The 14,606-nt window shown below is 72.4% G+C and carries 12 protein-coding genes and 1 pseudogene; 7 read left to right on the forward strand and 6 right to left on the reverse strand.

The window, feature by feature from the left end:
- Window positions 1-54: 54 nt before the first annotated feature.
- Together ACFXAM_RS15675 and ACFXAM_RS15680 are read right to left on the reverse strand one after the other, a co-directional pair.
- Window positions 55-3,033 carry a hypothetical protein gene (locus ACFXAM_RS15675; RefSeq protein WP_380291406.1) on the reverse strand — a complete coding sequence of 993 codons (2,979 nt, stop codon included), beginning with the start codon at window positions 3,031-3,033 and terminating at the stop codon, window positions 55-57.
- A 261-nt stretch (window positions 3,034-3,294) separates the two neighbouring features.
- Window positions 3,295-4,164, reverse strand: coding sequence for an SDR family NAD(P)-dependent oxidoreductase (locus ACFXAM_RS15680; RefSeq protein WP_380291408.1), 870 nt, complete (start codon window positions 4,162-4,164; stop codon window positions 3,295-3,297).
- A 61-nt stretch (window positions 4,165-4,225) separates the two neighbouring features.
- On the opposite strand from ACFXAM_RS15680, the gene ACFXAM_RS15685 reads away from it, so the two are divergent.
- The 6 genes and pseudogenes from ACFXAM_RS15685 (at window position 4,226) to ACFXAM_RS15710 (ending at window position 9,453) form a co-directional block, all read left to right on the forward strand.
- Window positions 4,226-4,969 (forward strand): TetR family transcriptional regulator, encoded by a 744-nt coding sequence (locus tag ACFXAM_RS15685; protein ID WP_380291449.1) that lies wholly within the window; start codon window positions 4,226-4,228, stop codon window positions 4,967-4,969.
- A 164-nt stretch (window positions 4,970-5,133) separates the two neighbouring features.
- Window positions 5,134-5,862: a DUF5995 family protein gene (locus ACFXAM_RS15690; RefSeq protein WP_380291410.1), complete on the forward strand. Its 729-nt coding sequence runs from the start codon at window positions 5,134-5,136 to the stop codon at window positions 5,860-5,862.
- A 90-nt stretch (window positions 5,863-5,952) separates the two neighbouring features.
- Window positions 5,953-6,237, forward strand: a pseudogene (locus ACFXAM_RS15695) (flavodoxin family protein); the annotation flags it as partial.
- A gap of 222 nt (window positions 6,238-6,459) precedes the next feature.
- Window positions 6,460-7,869 carry a recombinase family protein gene (locus ACFXAM_RS15700; protein ID WP_380291412.1) on the forward strand — a complete coding sequence of 470 codons (1,410 nt, stop codon included), beginning with the start codon at window positions 6,460-6,462 and terminating at the stop codon, window positions 7,867-7,869.
- 143 nt (window positions 7,870-8,012) lie between these two features.
- Window positions 8,013-8,630, forward strand: a complete 618-nt coding sequence (locus ACFXAM_RS15705) for a hypothetical protein (protein WP_380291414.1) — start codon at window positions 8,013-8,015, stop codon at window positions 8,628-8,630.
- Window positions 8,631-8,736: 106 nt separating this feature from the next.
- On the forward strand, window positions 8,737-9,453 hold the full coding sequence (locus ACFXAM_RS15710) for a flavodoxin family protein (protein WP_380291416.1): 717 nt from the start codon (window positions 8,737-8,739) through the stop codon (window positions 9,451-9,453).
- A gap of 126 nt (window positions 9,454-9,579) precedes the next feature.
- On the opposite strand, the gene ACFXAM_RS15715 is transcribed toward ACFXAM_RS15710, so the two are convergent.
- From ACFXAM_RS15715 to ACFXAM_RS15730, 4 genes are all read right to left on the reverse strand, one after another.
- Complete coding sequence (locus ACFXAM_RS15715) at window positions 9,580-10,140, reverse strand: hypothetical protein (RefSeq protein ID WP_380291418.1); 561 nt, start codon at window positions 10,138-10,140, stop codon at window positions 9,580-9,582.
- A gap of 498 nt (window positions 10,141-10,638) precedes the next feature.
- Window positions 10,639-11,760 carry a hypothetical protein gene (locus ACFXAM_RS15720; protein ID WP_380291420.1) on the reverse strand — a complete coding sequence of 374 codons (1,122 nt, stop codon included), beginning with the start codon at window positions 11,758-11,760 and terminating at the stop codon, window positions 10,639-10,641.
- Entirely contained in the window at window positions 11,757-12,611 is an 855-nt protein-coding gene (locus tag ACFXAM_RS15725) for a thiopeptide-type bacteriocin biosynthesis protein (RefSeq protein WP_380291422.1), read from the reverse strand. The genes ACFXAM_RS15720 and ACFXAM_RS15725 overlap by 4 nt, the downstream gene beginning before the upstream one ends.
- Before the next feature lie 28 nt (window positions 12,612-12,639).
- Complete coding sequence (locus ACFXAM_RS15730) at window positions 12,640-13,155, reverse strand: lanthionine synthetase LanC family protein (RefSeq protein ID WP_380291424.1); 516 nt, start codon at window positions 13,153-13,155, stop codon at window positions 12,640-12,642.
- A gap of 256 nt (window positions 13,156-13,411) precedes the next feature.
- Here ACFXAM_RS15730 and ACFXAM_RS15735 point away from each other — a divergent pair, with 256 nt between their 5' ends.
- The gene (locus ACFXAM_RS15735) at window positions 13,412-14,581 is read left to right on the forward strand and encodes a protein kinase (RefSeq protein ID WP_380291426.1); all 1,170 of its coding nucleotides are present in this window, start codon (window positions 13,412-13,414) and stop codon (window positions 14,579-14,581) included.
- The last annotated feature ends 25 nt before the right edge of the window (window positions 14,582-14,606 follow it).

A 14,606-nucleotide genomic window follows, 5' to 3' on the forward strand; every position in this document is an offset into this window, starting at 1 on the left:
GGCCGGGGAGCGCGCTGCTCCCCGGCCCGGGGCCCGCGGTCGTTCATCGGGGCGTCAGCCCCAGTTGCCCACCAGCGGGGTCTCGCCGTCGCCGACGGTCGCCCGGAAGACGGTCAGGTCGCTGCCGACCGCCGCGCCGGAGAAGGAGTGGTCGGAGGGCCGGAAGACGCCGACGCTGTCGACGCCGGTGCCGTCCCAGTCGCCCTTGACCGGGATGTCGCCGGTGTTGCCGTAGACGACGTCCCGGACGTGCTCGGTCTGGTTGGAGTCGTTGAGGTGGAAGGTCCGCGTCTGCGGGTCGTAGACCGCGACGGTGGTGGTGCCGTTGCCGTCCCAGTCGCCGACCAGCGGCTTCCACCCGACGTTGCCCAGCATGATCCGGTACTTGAAGACGGCGTTGTCGTCGCTGAGGTAGAAGGTGGCCTCGCTCGGCCGGTAGACGCCGATCGTGGTCCGCCCGCGCCCGCTCCAGTCCCCGACGACGGGGACGTCGTCGTAGTTGCCGTACCGCACCGGGGCGCCGATCGTGCCGTCCGGACCGGGCAGGAAGAACTCCGCGGTGCTCGGGCGGTAGTAGCCGATGGTGTCGACGCCGGGGCCGTTCCAGTGGCCCGCCAGCGGGACGTCACCGGGAGCGCCGACGGTGGCGCGGGCGATGGTGACCCCGTTGTGGGACGCCTGGGTGACGCTCCGGTCGGCCGCCCGGTACACGCCGACCGAGGAGGGCCGGCGGGCGGGGGTGGCGTTGACGACCGCCGTGCCGGCGGCCTGCTGGCGGGCGACGGTCTGCGGCAGGTCGGCGGCGGTGCCGCTCATCCAGCGGAAGGGGTGCAGGTAGACGATGCGCGGGTCCTGGGCCGCGACGGCCTCGTACTCGGCGTTGAACGCGGCGATCTGCGCGTCGCTGCTGCTCCCGCATTCGTCGGACCGGAAGGTCTCCGGGAAGAGCATGAGGTGCTGGTCGGGCGAGGCGAGCTTGGAGCGGAGCTTCTCCACCAGGCCCTGGACCGTCCCCCGGCCCTGGCAGTACCGGTTGGAGCCGACGATGTCGGCGAGCGCGGGGGCGGGGTTGACGCCCGGGACCGGCGAGAGGTCGCCCGAGGCGTAGTCGAAGATCAGCAGCTTGCCGGGGAAGGCGGCCCGGACCAGCTCGGCCTGCACCCGGATCTGGTCGGCGGTCAGCTCGCGGTAGTAGGCCTCGTCGGTGAGGTAGATGGCGCCGATCTTGTCGAGGTTGCCGCCGATCCGCGCCTTCAGGGCGGTGAGGTTGTCCTCGATCTCGGCGGTGGGCTTGGCGACGAGCCGGTGCCCCACGCCGGGGTTGACCACCTCGGGGTTGACGCCGAGGGCGCAGGAGGCCGGGCGGCAGTTGTCCAGGAAGCCGAGCGAGATGTTGTCCGCGTCGCGCGAGTAGCCGTTGAAGTTGGTCCAGCCGGCGACCTTGGGGGTGAAGTCCGGGTGGGGGCCGTCGATGGGGTCCACGGTGGCGTAGTACCCGTAGTAGCCGAGCCCGCCGAGCATCGAGATCCGCAGCTCGTCCACGGTGGCGACGCGGCCGGCGGCGGAGGGCCGGGCGCCCAGGACGACGTAGCCGTCGCGGGGCAGCTCGGCGGCGGTCGTGCCGGAGAAGACCTCCCGCCCGTTGACGGTCACGGTGGCGAGCTTGTCCGGTCCGGCGGCCAGGGCCAGGGAGACCGTGTAGGAGGGGGCCGCCGGGACGGAGGCGAGCGCGGTGACGGTGCCGCCCTGGTGGAGGGTCAGAGCGCCGTCCGCCTGCACCCGCAGGCCGAGCGCGACGTCGGGTGCGTCCACGGCGCCGGTGCCGTTGCTCGCGCGGCTGACGGCGAGGTGGGCCGCGTCGGTGCCGGTGGTGCTGCCGACGGCGGGCGTCAGCCTCGCCTGCACGGTGTACAGGCCGTCGAGGTCGGCGGTGGCGGGCTTGGCGAGGCGCACCGCGGCCGTGCCCCGGGGGAAGGAGAGCACGTTCGGGTGGGCGGGGGAGTTCACCTGCGCCGCGCCCGGGACGGGGTCGGTGACCAGGCCGTTGACCCCGGACTCGGCGACGTAGTTCGAGGAGAGCAGGCTCGGCTGGCGGGCGCTCAGGTCCTGGTTCAGGCCGAAGTCGGCGGTGCCGGAGGGGGCGCCGTCGAAGGTGTCGACGAGCGGCCTGGCGCTCGCGCCGGCGGAGGTGTCGACGCGGCTGACCGACAGGCCCTGCCCGGCGCCGTTGCCGAAGGTGGTCACCTTGGTGCTGCTGGAGTCGAGGTAGGCGCCCAGGTAGAGGAAGGCGCTGCTCGGCCAGCGGGTGACCGTCGCGGGGGCGGTGGCGGTCAGCGTGGTGCCGTTGACCTCCAGCGTGACCGTGCGGTCCGCGCCGGTGGAGACCGTGAGCGAGACGGCGTAGCTGTCGGCCGGCGTGACCTGGCCGGACCAGAACGCGCTCTCGCCACCACCGCCGTGGTAGAGCGCGAGCTTGCCGTCCGACTTGACGGTCAGCCCGAGGTCGACGTCGGCGTTGGTCACGTAACCGGTGCTGCGGTGGCTGCGGCTGAGCACGATCGAGGCCCAGTCCTGGCTGGTGGTGTCGCCCACCGAGGGGTCGACCACGGTGGAGACGGTGTAGCGGCCGCCGGCGTCGGCGACGGCGGGTGCGCCCAGCATCACGGCCGAGATGCCCTTGCCGAACACCAGGCGGTTGGGCCGGGCCGCGGGGCCGACCTGGACGAACGAGGAGTCCGGCGGCTCGGCGGTCCACCAGCGGCCGGAGACGCGGGTGTAGGAGATCGTGCGCTCGCCGTCCGGCGGCGCCTGCCGGGTGGTGAGGTCGGCGTTGAGTCCGTAGAACGGGGCCGTGGCGAGCGCGGGGTCCTGGGTGAAGGTGTCGTGGAACGGGCGGGTGGCGGTCAGGTCCACCGGCTTCGGCGGGGCGGCGGCGGCGCCCGTGGCGCCTCCCGGCCCCGCGGGTATCAGGGCCAGGGTGAGTGCCGAGGCCGCGACGCCGAGCGCGCGGCGGGCACGTGGGGTGAAGGTCACCGGGTCTCTCTTCCGATCTCTCGTCCGGTCCGGTCCGGTTCGGTCCGGCCACCGGAACGCCGGATCGGCGGTGCGGCTGCGCCACCGATCCGGCGGGATCATAGAGGACGGATACGAACCTTCGTCAGGGGCGAGCGGCCCACGGGTGCGGGCCGGCGGGACATGTGAGGGCATATCGGCCGCCGCTGCCGGTCCGGGCGCCGCTGCCGGTCCGGGTGGCGCTGCCGGTCCGGGCGGCACTGGCGGTCCCGGCGGCACGGGTCAGTGCGTCGGCTCCGGCGGGAAGGGCACGGGGTAGGCCTCGGCGAAGTCGGCCGAGCGGGCGACCTCGCGCCACTTGGTGTCCTCGGCGAGCAGCTGCCGGTCCATCGCGATCGAGGTCTCGGCCGCGTTGACGCCGAGCGGCAGGTGGTGGGGGACGTCGCGCCGTCCGGCCATCCGCACCAGGATCCCGGCGGCGCGCACGGGGTCCCCGGCGGCGCCGGCGCCCGCCTGCCGCAGGCGCGTGTGGACGGCGCCGACCGTCCCGGCGTACGCCTCCGGGGTGTCGTGGACGGTCATCGAGGCGCCGGCCCAGTCGGTGCGGAACCCGCTCGGCTCGACGACCAGCACCCGGACGCCGAACGGCTCGGTCTCGGCGCGCAGGACGCGGCTGAACCCGTCGATGGCGAACTTCGCCGCCTGGTAGGAGGCGATGCCGGGGGAGCCGCCGACCCGTCCGCCCACCGAGGAGAACTGCATGATCAGCCCGCTCCGCTGCGCGCGCAGCAGCGGGATCGCGGCCTTGGTGACGTGGTAGACGCCCCAGAAGTTGGTCTCGAACTGGGCGCGGAAGTCGGCGTCCTCGGTGGTCTCGATCGGCGAGACGTTGGCGTAGCCGGCGTTGTTGACCAGGACGTCGATCCGGCCGAAGTGCGCGTGAGCCTCGGCGAGCGCGGCCCGGGCGGCCGCCGGGTCGGTGACGTCCAGCGCGATCGGGCGGATCCGGTCGCCGAACTCCTCGGCGAGGTCGGCGAGTTGCTCGGGGCGGCGGGCGGTCGCGGCCACCCCGTGTCCGGCCTCCAGGGCGGCGCGGGTGAGGGCGCGGCCGAGGCCGCGAGAGCTGCCGGTGATGAACCAGGTCTTGTCCATGCCGTTAGTAAAACACCGTTGCGCTAATAGTGCAACGGCGTTGCGCTACCATGGGGGAGTGGTGAATGCATCGGAGTTCCAGCGCGCACGCTCCCCCGAGGCCAAGCGGCAGCGCGAGGCCGCGATCCTGGAGGCGGCCCGGGTGCTCGGCCGCGAGCGCGGCATCAGGGACGTCACCCTGACGGACATCGCCGCCGCGGTCGGCATGCACAAGTCGGCGTTGCTGCGGTACTTCGAGACCCGCGAGGAGATCTTCCTGCGGCTGACCGCGGAGGGCTGGGCCGAGTGGTCCGGGGCGCTGACCGCGCGGCTGCGCGCGGCCGCGGACCCGGGCCCGGCCGCCGTGGCCCGGGAGTTCGCCGCCACCCTCGCCGCCCGCGGCCCGTTCTGCGACCTGCTCGCCCACGCGCCCCTCAACCTCGAACGCAATGTCTCGCTCGACGCGGTGCGCGACTTCAAGCTCGCCACCCGGGCCGCCCGCGAGCCGGTCGCCGAGGCCGTCCGCGCCCAGCTGCCCGCCCTGACCGACCAGGACGTCACCGACCTGTTCGCCACCGCCGTCGCCCTCGCCGGGGCGATGTGGCAGATCGCCAACCCGGGCCCCGAGGTCGCCGCCCTCTACCGCGGCGACCCCCGCCTCGCCCACGCCGTCATCGAGCTCGAACCGCGCCTCGCCCGCATCCTCACCGCCACCCTCACCGGCCTGGCGGCGGCCGCGGACACGGGCGGGACCGCCGGGACGGGCACGGACGCGGGCACGGGCACGGGCGCGGGTGCGGGTGCCGGTGCCGGTGCCGGTGCCTGACCGCACCCGCCGCCGGCGCACCCGTCGCCGGGCCGGTCCCCGCCCGGCGCCGGTCGTCACCGGAACGGGTGATGGGCGCCGGTGTGTCCGCCGGTCCGCCGGACACGTCGGCGGCGGGTGGGTATAGCTGGCAGCCGGAGTACGCCGACGGAAGGACCAGCCCCATGACCCGGCCAGCCGCCAAGCACGCGCAGAGCGTCGACGAGGTCATCGAGCGGATGCGGGAGATCAGGGCGCGGTTGGACCCGCGGGACGGGGTCGCCTGCTTCGACCGGATGTACCTCAGGGTGACCGAGCTGGTCGGGGAGCGGCTCACGGCCGGGTACTTCCAGGACCAGGCGTTCATCGAGCGGCTGGACGTGGTGTTCGCCAACCTGTACTTCGACGCGGTCGACGCCGGCGAGGCCGGACGGCCGGTGAACGCGGCCTGGAAGCCGCTGTTCGACGCGCGCAGCCACCGCAGGGTGTGGCCGGTCCAGTTCGCGTTCGCCGGGATGAACGCGCACATCAACCACGACCTCGCCCTGGCCGTCGTGGAGACCTGCATCGAGCGGCGGACCACGCCCGACACGCCGCCGGTGCACGCCGACTACCTCAAGGTGAACGAGCTGCTCGCCCAGGTGGAGGCCGAGGTGCGGGCGTCCTTCGAGGCGCAGATCGTCAGGGTCGCCACCGAGGAGGCCGAGCCGCTGAAGCACATCGTCGCCAGCTTCTCGATCGCCCGCGCCAGGGACGCCGCCTGGGCGACCACCCAGACGCTCTGGCACCAGCGCAACATCCGGCCGATGTACGACTCCACGCTCGCCGCGGTCACCGCGAGCACCGCGCTGGCGGGGCAGATGCTCGTCACGCCGGTGCTGCCGCCGCCGGAGCAGCCGGACGGGCAGGTGTGAGGCGACTCCGCTTGGCGGAGTCCGGCGGGCGGGGGTGCGCGGGGCCGGGGTGGACTGGTGGGTGACGAGCCGAGCAGCGAAAGGCCGACGATGTCCACCTCGCCCCCCGCCGAGTACGGCGACCTGAGCGCCCTGGTGATCAACTGCACGCTCAAGCGCTCGCCCGAGCGGAGCCACACCCAGGGCCTGATCGACGTCAGCACCGGGATCATGGAGCGCCAGGGCGTGCGGGTCGAGGTGGTCCGCGCGGTGGACCACGACCTCGCCACCGGCGTCTGGCCGGACATGACCGAGCACGGCTGGGAGACGGACGAGTGGCCCGTCCTCTACAGCCGGGTGATGGCCGCCGACGTCCTGGTGCTGGCCGGCCCGGTCTGAGCCGGCGGAACACTCTGCCTGCCGCCAATCGCGTGCCATGATGGCCCGCCCCGGACGGAGAACGAGTGATGACCGACCTGCCGTACGTAGACCTCTACCTGCGCAAATCGCGCGCCGTGCGCGACGAGGACCCGCGTGACCTGACCTCCATCCAGTCCCAGGAGAACACCGGTCGGGCCTGGGCCGCACGGGAGGGGTACCGGGTCCGCGAGGTTGTGGGTGGACAACCTGTCCGCCTGGAGCGACATCGAGCGGCCCGAGTTCGACAAGGCGCTGGCCGCCGTCCTGGCGGGCGAAGTACCGGCGCTGTGGTGCGCCTTCCTGGACCGGTTCACCCGCAAGGGCATCGACGACATCGGTCCGATCCTGGGCAAGGCCCGCGTGATCTTCGACTACGAGGGGCTGGACTCCTCGATCGAGCGGGACCGGCGCTGGATCATCGACCGCGCCGAACAGGCCCGCGAGTACTCCAACCGCCTGTCGTACAACATCAAGTCGACCAAGGCGACGATGCGGGCCCGCGGCCAGTGGACGCAGATGGCCCCCTACGGCCTGTGCGCGGACAGGACGAGGAAACTGCACCACGCCCCCGAGACGTGGCGGATCGTTCTGCACGTGGTGAAGTGCGTCGCGCTCGGCTTCTCGCAGCGATCCGTGGCCAAGGCGCTCAACTCCGGCCCGAACCCCGTCCCCGGGCCCGGCGGCGGAAGGTGGCAGGCGAACGCCATCTCGCGGATCCTGCACAACCCGGTCTACGAGGGCTGGCAGGTGGCGCCGCGCCGGCAGAAGGCCACCCGCGGCCGCATCGAGGCGTTCCGGGACCGCGACGGGAACCGGGTGAGCGTGCTCGCCGACGGTGTGGAACCCGTACCGGCCGACCTGCTCGCCCGGGCCCGCCAGGTCGCGGCCGGCTTCACCTTCGCCTCCCCCGACCAGGCCGCCCGGGTGGGGACGACCCGCGAACTCCTCACCGACGCGGTGAAGTGCCCCGGATGCAGGGGCGGCGCATCTCCCGATTCGCAGAACTACCGCTGCTGGCGCGCCGTGCAGGGTGATGTCTGCCCTGCACCGGTGTCGGTCAGCCGGGCACGGCTCGAGGAGTACGTGACCGAAGCCTGGTTCTCCTGGATGAACGCGGCGGAGCCGGACGACCCGCTCCTGGTGAAGGCCGCCCAGCGGTGGAAGGGCCTCCAGCAGCCGGACAACGGGGCTGAACTCGCGGAAGCCGCAGCCGCGTTGAAGTCGGCCGAAGCCGGAATCAAGCGGTTGGTGGAACAGCAGGCTTCGGGCTTCTTCGACCCGCCGTTCGACACGCACCTGCCGATCCTGCAGGCCGAAGCGCGGACCGCCCTGGAGAACGCGAAGCGGAGGGTGGCGGACGCCAGCCCGAAGCGCCTCGACATCTCGTTCCTCCTGGAGGACGCCGGGATCCGGCAGGCCTGTGCAGAGGCCGACCTGCCCCTGCGACGCGAGCTGCTGCGCCTCGTGATCCGCCGGGTCGTGGTGACGAAGGGCCGTCGGGGATGCAACGTGTTCGACGGCCCGTCGCGCGTGGAGATCCACTGGCTCGACCAGCCCGACCCGTGGTTGAAGCCGAAGGACCAAGGGTCCTTCGCCGCGGCAGCCTGACAGACACGGCTGGCCTGTCGCCGTCATGCCGCGGCGGGCCGGTCCCCGGCTGGGCCGGGCTTCGAGACAAGGGGAGACGGCCGAGTCAAACCGCGCCGGATCCGGATGCTCTCACCACTCGACGAGAGGTGAGGAGGCGTCCTGTGGCGACGTACTGTTGTGTGACATCCGGTCTTCTGGTAGCCGCTGAGCGGATCAGCGTAATGGCCGAGGGAGGATGGTGCTTCGTCACCGGCGGCCGAGAGAGCGCAGTTACGGTCGCTTCGGTGCTGGGTGGCAGGATCGACGAAGCCGACCCTCGCGGTTCCTCGCCTGCCTACATGGTGAGGACCGGAGTCCACTCTCTCTCGATCACGATGCATGGGGCTGAGTCGATCTCGTTCCGGATGGTGAACCGGGGCGTCCGGGGGAGCGGCAAGGTCCGGGCGGACCACCGGAATTGCCACCGCCCTGCTGCTCTCGACGTCAAGCAGTGCGGCTGTGGCACGGGCCTGGCGGAGAAGCGCTCTGCGGCCAGGTCCGGCCACGGCGCGAAGCCCGAGATCAAGATCGCGTTCCGGCTGACCGAGGCGCCCTCGCTCGGGGTGTTCGAGTTCGCCACCTCGTCGTGGATGCTGGCCGGGACGCTGGAACCCGTACTGCGGGCGTTCGCGGAGGGCCGGGCGTCGCTGCGATGCGAGCTCAGGATCGAATCCCGCGGCTTCGAGACGTCCAACGGCGTGCAAGTGACGTGCCACGAGCCGGTGCTCGTCCTCGGCTGAGCCGTTGGAGCGGGATCGCGGTCCGACCGGGTGAGCCTGTCAGCCGGCCGGACCCGTGGCTGGTGAGCTGACCCGAACGACCTGAGCAGCAGAAGGAGAGGAAGCCATGCCCGGGCCTGGCACGTCGTACGGTGGCCTTCGAGCCCTGGTGATCAACTGCACGCTGAAGCGATCGCCGGAACGGAGCCACACCCAAGGCCTCATCGACATCAGCACGGGAATCATGGAACGCCAGGGCGTGTCGGTCGAAGTCCTTCGCGCCGTCGACATCGACATCGCCACCGGCGTGTGGCCGGACATGACGGAGCACGGGTGGGAGACCGACGAATGGCCGGTCATCTACTCGAAGGTGATGGCCGCCGACATCCTTACGCTAGCGGGGCCTGTGTGGCTGGGAGACAACTCCTCCGTCATGAAGCGTGTCATCGAGCGGCTGTACTCCTGTTCCTCGGTCCTCAACGAGCACGGCCAGTACGCCTACTACGGGCGGGTCGGCGGCTGTCTGATCACCGGGAACGAGGACGGTGCGAAGCACTGCGCGATGAACGTGCTCTACAGCCTCCAGCACCTGGGGTACGTCGTCCCGCCGCAGGCCGATGCGGGCTGGGTCGGACCGGCCGGGCCGGGGCCGTCGTACCTCGACGAGGGGTCGGGTGGGCCGGAGAACGACTTCACCAACCGGAACACCACGTTCATGACGTGGAACCAACTGCACCTGGCGCGGATGCTGAAGGACGCGGGCGGCATCCCGGCGCACGGCAACCAGCGGTCCGAGTGGGACGCGGGCTGCCGCTTCGACTTCGAGAACCCCGAGCACCGGTAGGGATCTTCACCGGATCTGGTGATTTCGGCTGGTGTCGCACGGTCCGCTTCTTGAACGCCCTTGTGCTCTACGACCTGGTTCGATGCGGGTGCTGTTCGACTTCGGGGCGTGGCGCCGTTCCTCGGATCAGTGGCGGACGAGTGCGACCTTGGCGTCCATCACCTCCCACCACACCTCTGTGTCCCATTCGGTGACCTGTGGGAGGTGGTCGGAAACCTCCTGCACCTGCGGCGTGTTCGGGATGGTTACGGAGATGAGCGCCCGCATCAGCTCCTCGGCGGTGTAGCCGTGGTCGATCCCGCCGATGCCGCCGGGCGGGAGGTCTTCGGCGGGGATCCGCTGACGGGCCTTCTTCGGACCGTCCCAGGTGGTGGGCCCGTCCGCGCCGGCCTGTCCGAGCACGGTGGCCGCGTACCTGCCGATGTTGACCATGCCGCGGAGGGTCATGAGCCGGTCGGGCACGTCGTCGGGCCGGGTCGTTCCGTCGGGCAGGACGATCGAGCGGTCCACCACCCATGCCTTGTCCTCGGCCCCGTCGAGGCGGAGCGGGCAGCCCCACACCGGCCAGGAGTTCATGTCGCCCTGGACGAAGGCGAGCCACCGGTCCTTGTACATGTTGGCCAGCAGCCAGCGGATCTGGTGCTCCCGGTCGCCGGGGTCCTCGAAGTTCAGGTGGACGCTGGCCACCCGAGACCTGGCGCTTGCTGAGGGCCTTGGTGTGGGGATGGATGCAGCGGAGCTTGGCCGTGGCGGGCCGGTGCCAGACCGCGTTGGTGTAGGGGACCCACTCGGGGTCGGCCTGGAACAGCTCGGGCGCGAAGAACAGCGCGTTGCGGCTGCCGGGACGCTCGTTGGGTGCCTCCACGAAGTCCAGCTGGAGCTGCTGGGCGACCTCGGCGGCTTGGTCCTCCTGGAGTTCTTGGAGGGTGAGCAGGTGCGGACGCTCGGCGCCGCGCTCCTGGGCGAACTGGCGCAGGTGGTCGATCGCTTGGGCGAGTTTCCAGCCGTGCTGGATGTTCCAGCCGACGTGGACGAAGGAGCCCAGAGCGCCGGGCTTGGGCCTGGCGGTGGTGAGGGTGCTGCTCATGCGGTTGCCTCTCGGTGTCGGGTCCTGCTGGAAGGCGCGCCGGGGAGTGCGCCGGACCGGCGGCGGTGCCCGTGTCCGCGGTCGAACGGACGGCCGGGTCACGGCCGCGACTGCGAGAGGGACTTGGCGGCGGCCTTGGTGACGACGGCGGTGATCCGGTTGTCGTGGTCGGTCGTCAGGGTGGCCGGGCCGCCGACGCCGCACTCGACGGCGATGGCTGCCAGCCGGTGGCGCTGTTCGGCGGGTAGGCCGTCGGCGAGGCAGTGGCGGGCGAGGTCGCGGGCGCTGTAGCCCTCGGGGTCGGCGAGGGTGCGGCCGACGGCGGTGAGGTAGACGCGGGCGGCGTCGGGGAGTCGGCCGGCGGCGGTGGCGAGGTCGGCGACGGTCAGGACGAGTCGGGTGTCGAACACCTCGCTGCCCTGGCGCGGGGTGACGGCGGCGTGGGCGCGGAGCATCGTCTCAGCCTGCTCGGCGGCCGGGGCGCCGTCGAGCAGCGTGCACGCCACGGTCAGGGCAGCGGCGATGGCGTGCTCCCACGGCTGTTCGGCGGGGGTGTCGCGGGCCAGGGCGCGGGCGAGCGCGGTGCGGCCTTCGAGGGCCATGGCGACGACGGCGACCTGGCGGGCCTCGAACAGGCGGTCGCTGCGGTCGGTGGACTGCCTGAGATGGAAGTGGGCTTCGGCCCGGCGCCCGGCGCGGGCCAGGGCGCGGGCGCCCTCGAAGACCTGGATGTCGGTGAGCCACTTGTGGACGTCGGCGCGGTCGGCGCTGCTGACGGTCAGCCCGGTGAGGGGGATGATCAGGCCGCCGGGGAGGGTGGCGTCGTCGTTGTCGGCGACGGCCCGCAGCAGCTCGTCCAGGATCGCGAGTGCCGGGATGCCGTTGCCCGCCCGCAGTTCGAGGTGGGCGAGGTTGACGAGGGGTTCGAGGGCGTAGCGGGCCAGGTCGAGGGGCAGCGGCCGGTGGGCGAGGTAGAAGCCGGCGTGGTTGAGGCACAGCACGCGGGCCAGGCCGGGCAGGCCGCGGTCGGAGGCGAGCAGCGCGGCGCGGTTGTGGACGCTGGCGGCGGTGGCCGGGTTCTCGGTGTCAGCGGCCTGCCGGGCGAGGTCGGTGAGCTGCTGCACCCGCTGCTCCAGCGGGGCGGCGAGGGCGTGTCTGCGGGGGACGAGCGGGAGTCGGGCGAGGGCGTCGCCGAGCGGGCCGGTGAGACGGGCGCTCATCGCAGCACCGCCTCGTTGGCGTCGACCAGGTCCAGGACGGCCCCGGCGGCGGCCGAAGCGAGGGCCGCCTGCTGCTCGTAGGGCAGGCCGAGACGGTTGGCGGCGAACAGCTGGTGATGGGCGAGGACGGCGCGCTGCCCCCGCCACAGCTGGCCCTCGTCGGCCAGCCCCCGCAGGGTCAGGCCGTAGACGGCGAACGCGCCGAACCAGGGCGCGGCGTGGGCGAGTCGGCCTTTCAGGAGGGCGGAGCCGGGGGTGGTGTCGGCCCGGAGCAGGGTGCGAGCGGCGTCGACCAGACGGCGGTTCGAGGCCGGCTGCTGGGGGCCGTCTACGGACCGGTTCTCGGCGACCTGCGCCCAGGTGTCGCCGATCTCGTACCAGTCGAGTCCGGCACCGCGCATCGCGGCCGTACCGAGCAGCTGCCACAACTCGGCCCGCCGGTCCGTTAGTTCGCCGCGGTTGACGGCAGCAAGGTAGGTGAGGGCGTGGCAGCTGTCCTGGTGGAAGAGGCGGTGGGCGGCGGGCATCGCGGCGGATCCGCCGAATACGTAGGTCTCCGGCTCGTAGATGGCCGGGGTCCAGTCGTCGATCATGCCCGCCTCGCGGCACATGTCCAAGGCCTCGTTGACCGCGGCCGCGGTGGTGACTGCCTCCAGGGTGCCGGAGGCGGACTCGCGGTAACGCAGCCGCCAGCGCTCGCCCTTACGCAGGAAGTGCCAGGCGTCCAGAAGTCCTTGGTCTTCCAGGGATATCAGGGCGGGGCCGAGGAGCCGGACGGCGTGCTCCTCGGGGGTGTCGGTGGCCAGGTGCAGGTGGACCTGCGTCCAGGCGCGGTCGCCGGTGGCGAGCACCAGGGTTCTCCTTGTCGGGTCAGGTTGGTCAGACGAGCAGCAGCAGGGCGTCCCAGCCGGTGCCGGGGTGTTCGGCGGCCAGGGAGCAGCGGGCGAGGGCGATGCCGGCGGTGCCGTCGAGCAGGCCCTGGCCGGTGGCGTCGGTGCCGGGGTCGGACAGGTTGCTGGCGGCGGCGAGGATGCGCATGGCGGTGGCGTGGTCAGTGCGCTCGGCGAAGCGCCGGGCGGCCAGCCGCACCCCCGCGGTGCCGTGGCAGACGGTGCCGTCGGTGAGGCTGTGGGCCTGGTCGGGGTCCTCGATGGCGTCGAGGAAGGCGGCTTCGGCGGTGCGTGCCCGGTCGGTGTCGCCGGTGGCGCGGGCGGCGTGGTGCAGGGCGGTGGCGATGCCGGGGGTGCCGTAGCACCAGGACGGGCGCAGCGGCTTCGACTGCCGGGTTTCGCCTTGGTCGGCCTCGGCGGCGGTCAGGGCCTCGGGCCACCAGGCGCGGGCGGCGCCGTTCTGCTGCCAGGCGTCCAGCCAGTCGAGGATGCGCCCGGGCCCCACACCTCATCCGTGTACCCCACTGCGCTGCGATCAGATGCTGGGACGAACCTCGGAGTGGCCTGCTGCCTGCCATTCGTCACTCTGGCCCATCCTCCGGTCACAGAACGGCGTCACCGTCTGCGCAGGCTGGTGTTGATCGGTACGCTGTACGGGTGATTCGTCAGTGTCCACACCGCTCAGTACGGCTTCCTGAGGCGGGCGGGGCGCTCTCGTCAATCGCGCTCGCGTCGGCACTGTGGAACTCGGGGGGAAGCTGGTGACAGGCGCCGTCCTGCCGCAGCAGATCGGCCCGTACGCCGTCGAGCGGTGTCTCGGCACCGGGGGCATGGGGGCGGTGTACCTGGCTTATTCCGTCGCCGGCGATCCGGTCGCGGTCAAGGTCATCCGGCCCGACAAGATCGATCCGCACTCCCGCGCCCGCTTCGAGCGGGAGGCGGAGATCGCACGCACCATCTCCGGTACGGGCCGGGTGGCCCGGTTCCTGGACGCGGACCCGCTCGCCGAGCAGCCGTGGCTGGCCATGGACTACGTGCCCGGTCGGCCGCTGACCGAGGTGGTGCAGGACCAGGGGCCGCTGCCGGCGCCGCTGGTGGCGAGCGTGGGCGCACTGCTGGCCGAGGGGTTGGCCGCGGTGCACGGGGCAGGCTTGCTGCACCGGGACCTCAAGGCATCCAACGTCATCCTGGGCGACTTCGGCCCGGTGATCATCGACTTCGGTCTCGGCGCCTTCCTGGAAGCGTCGAAGGGTTCGATGAGTCAGCCCGGTACGGTGCTCGGCACCGTCCGCTGCATGCCGCCCGAGCAGGCCCGCGGCAAGACCGAGGTGACGGCGGCAGCGGACGTGTACGGGCTGGGGACGGTCCTTCTGCACGCCGCCACGGGCCATGCGCCTTACGACGGCGTGCGTTGGGAGGCCATCGCGGTGCAGGTGGTGAACCCGGACGCCCAGCCCGACCTGTCCGGTCTGCCCGCGAGGCTGATCCCACTGGTGAGTTCGATGCTTGCTTTCGACCCGGACGATCGCCCCACCCTGGGCCAGGTGACCGGGCGCTGCGCCGACCTGCTGCGGGAGCTGGGTACCAGTCCGGCCCGTGCCCGCCACACGCTCATCCAGCAGACCAGGTCGACCAACGGGGCATCCGCGGCGTTCCCGCAACCGGACGCCCAGATGTTGGACCGTCTGGAGGCGCTCGACAGGCAACTGCGGGAGCAGCCGGAGGCCGGCACCGGGCCCGGCGAGGAGGTCCCCACTTCGGGTGGCGTCCCCAGCGAGCCGGTGCCCGTCCCGGCACCTTCGCCCGACGACGGCCGGCCCGCCGCCGCGAGACCCGGCCGTCCGCCCGCGTCCCAGCGCGTGGCCGAGGAACTGCGCACGCGGTACGCGGTGCGCGGGCAGCTGACCTGGTCCGGGCAGCGCGGGTCCTGAGGGCCGCACCGGGCCCCACTGCTTG

The sequence above is a fragment of the Kitasatospora sp. NPDC059462 genome (assembly GCF_042749955.1).
GTDB lineage: Bacteria > Actinomycetota > Actinomycetes > Streptomycetales > Streptomycetaceae > Kitasatospora.

Bases quoted from the DNA above. Each gene is read 5' to 3' on its own strand.
- ACFXAM_RS15680 (WP_380291408.1), bottom strand. From the start codon at position 4,164: ATGGACAAGACCTGGTTCATCACCGGCAGCTCTCGCGGCCTCGGCCGC.
- ACFXAM_RS15690 (WP_380291410.1), top strand. From the start codon at position 5,134: ATGACCCGGCCAGCCGCCAAGCACGCGCAGAGCGTCGACGAGGTCATC.
- ACFXAM_RS15710 (WP_380291416.1), top strand. From the start codon at position 8,737: ATGCCCGGGCCTGGCACGTCGTACGGTGGCCTTCGAGCCCTGGTGATC.
- ACFXAM_RS15720 (WP_380291420.1), bottom strand. From the start codon at position 11,760: ATGAGCGCCCGTCTCACCGGCCCGCTCGGCGACGCCCTCGCCCGACTC.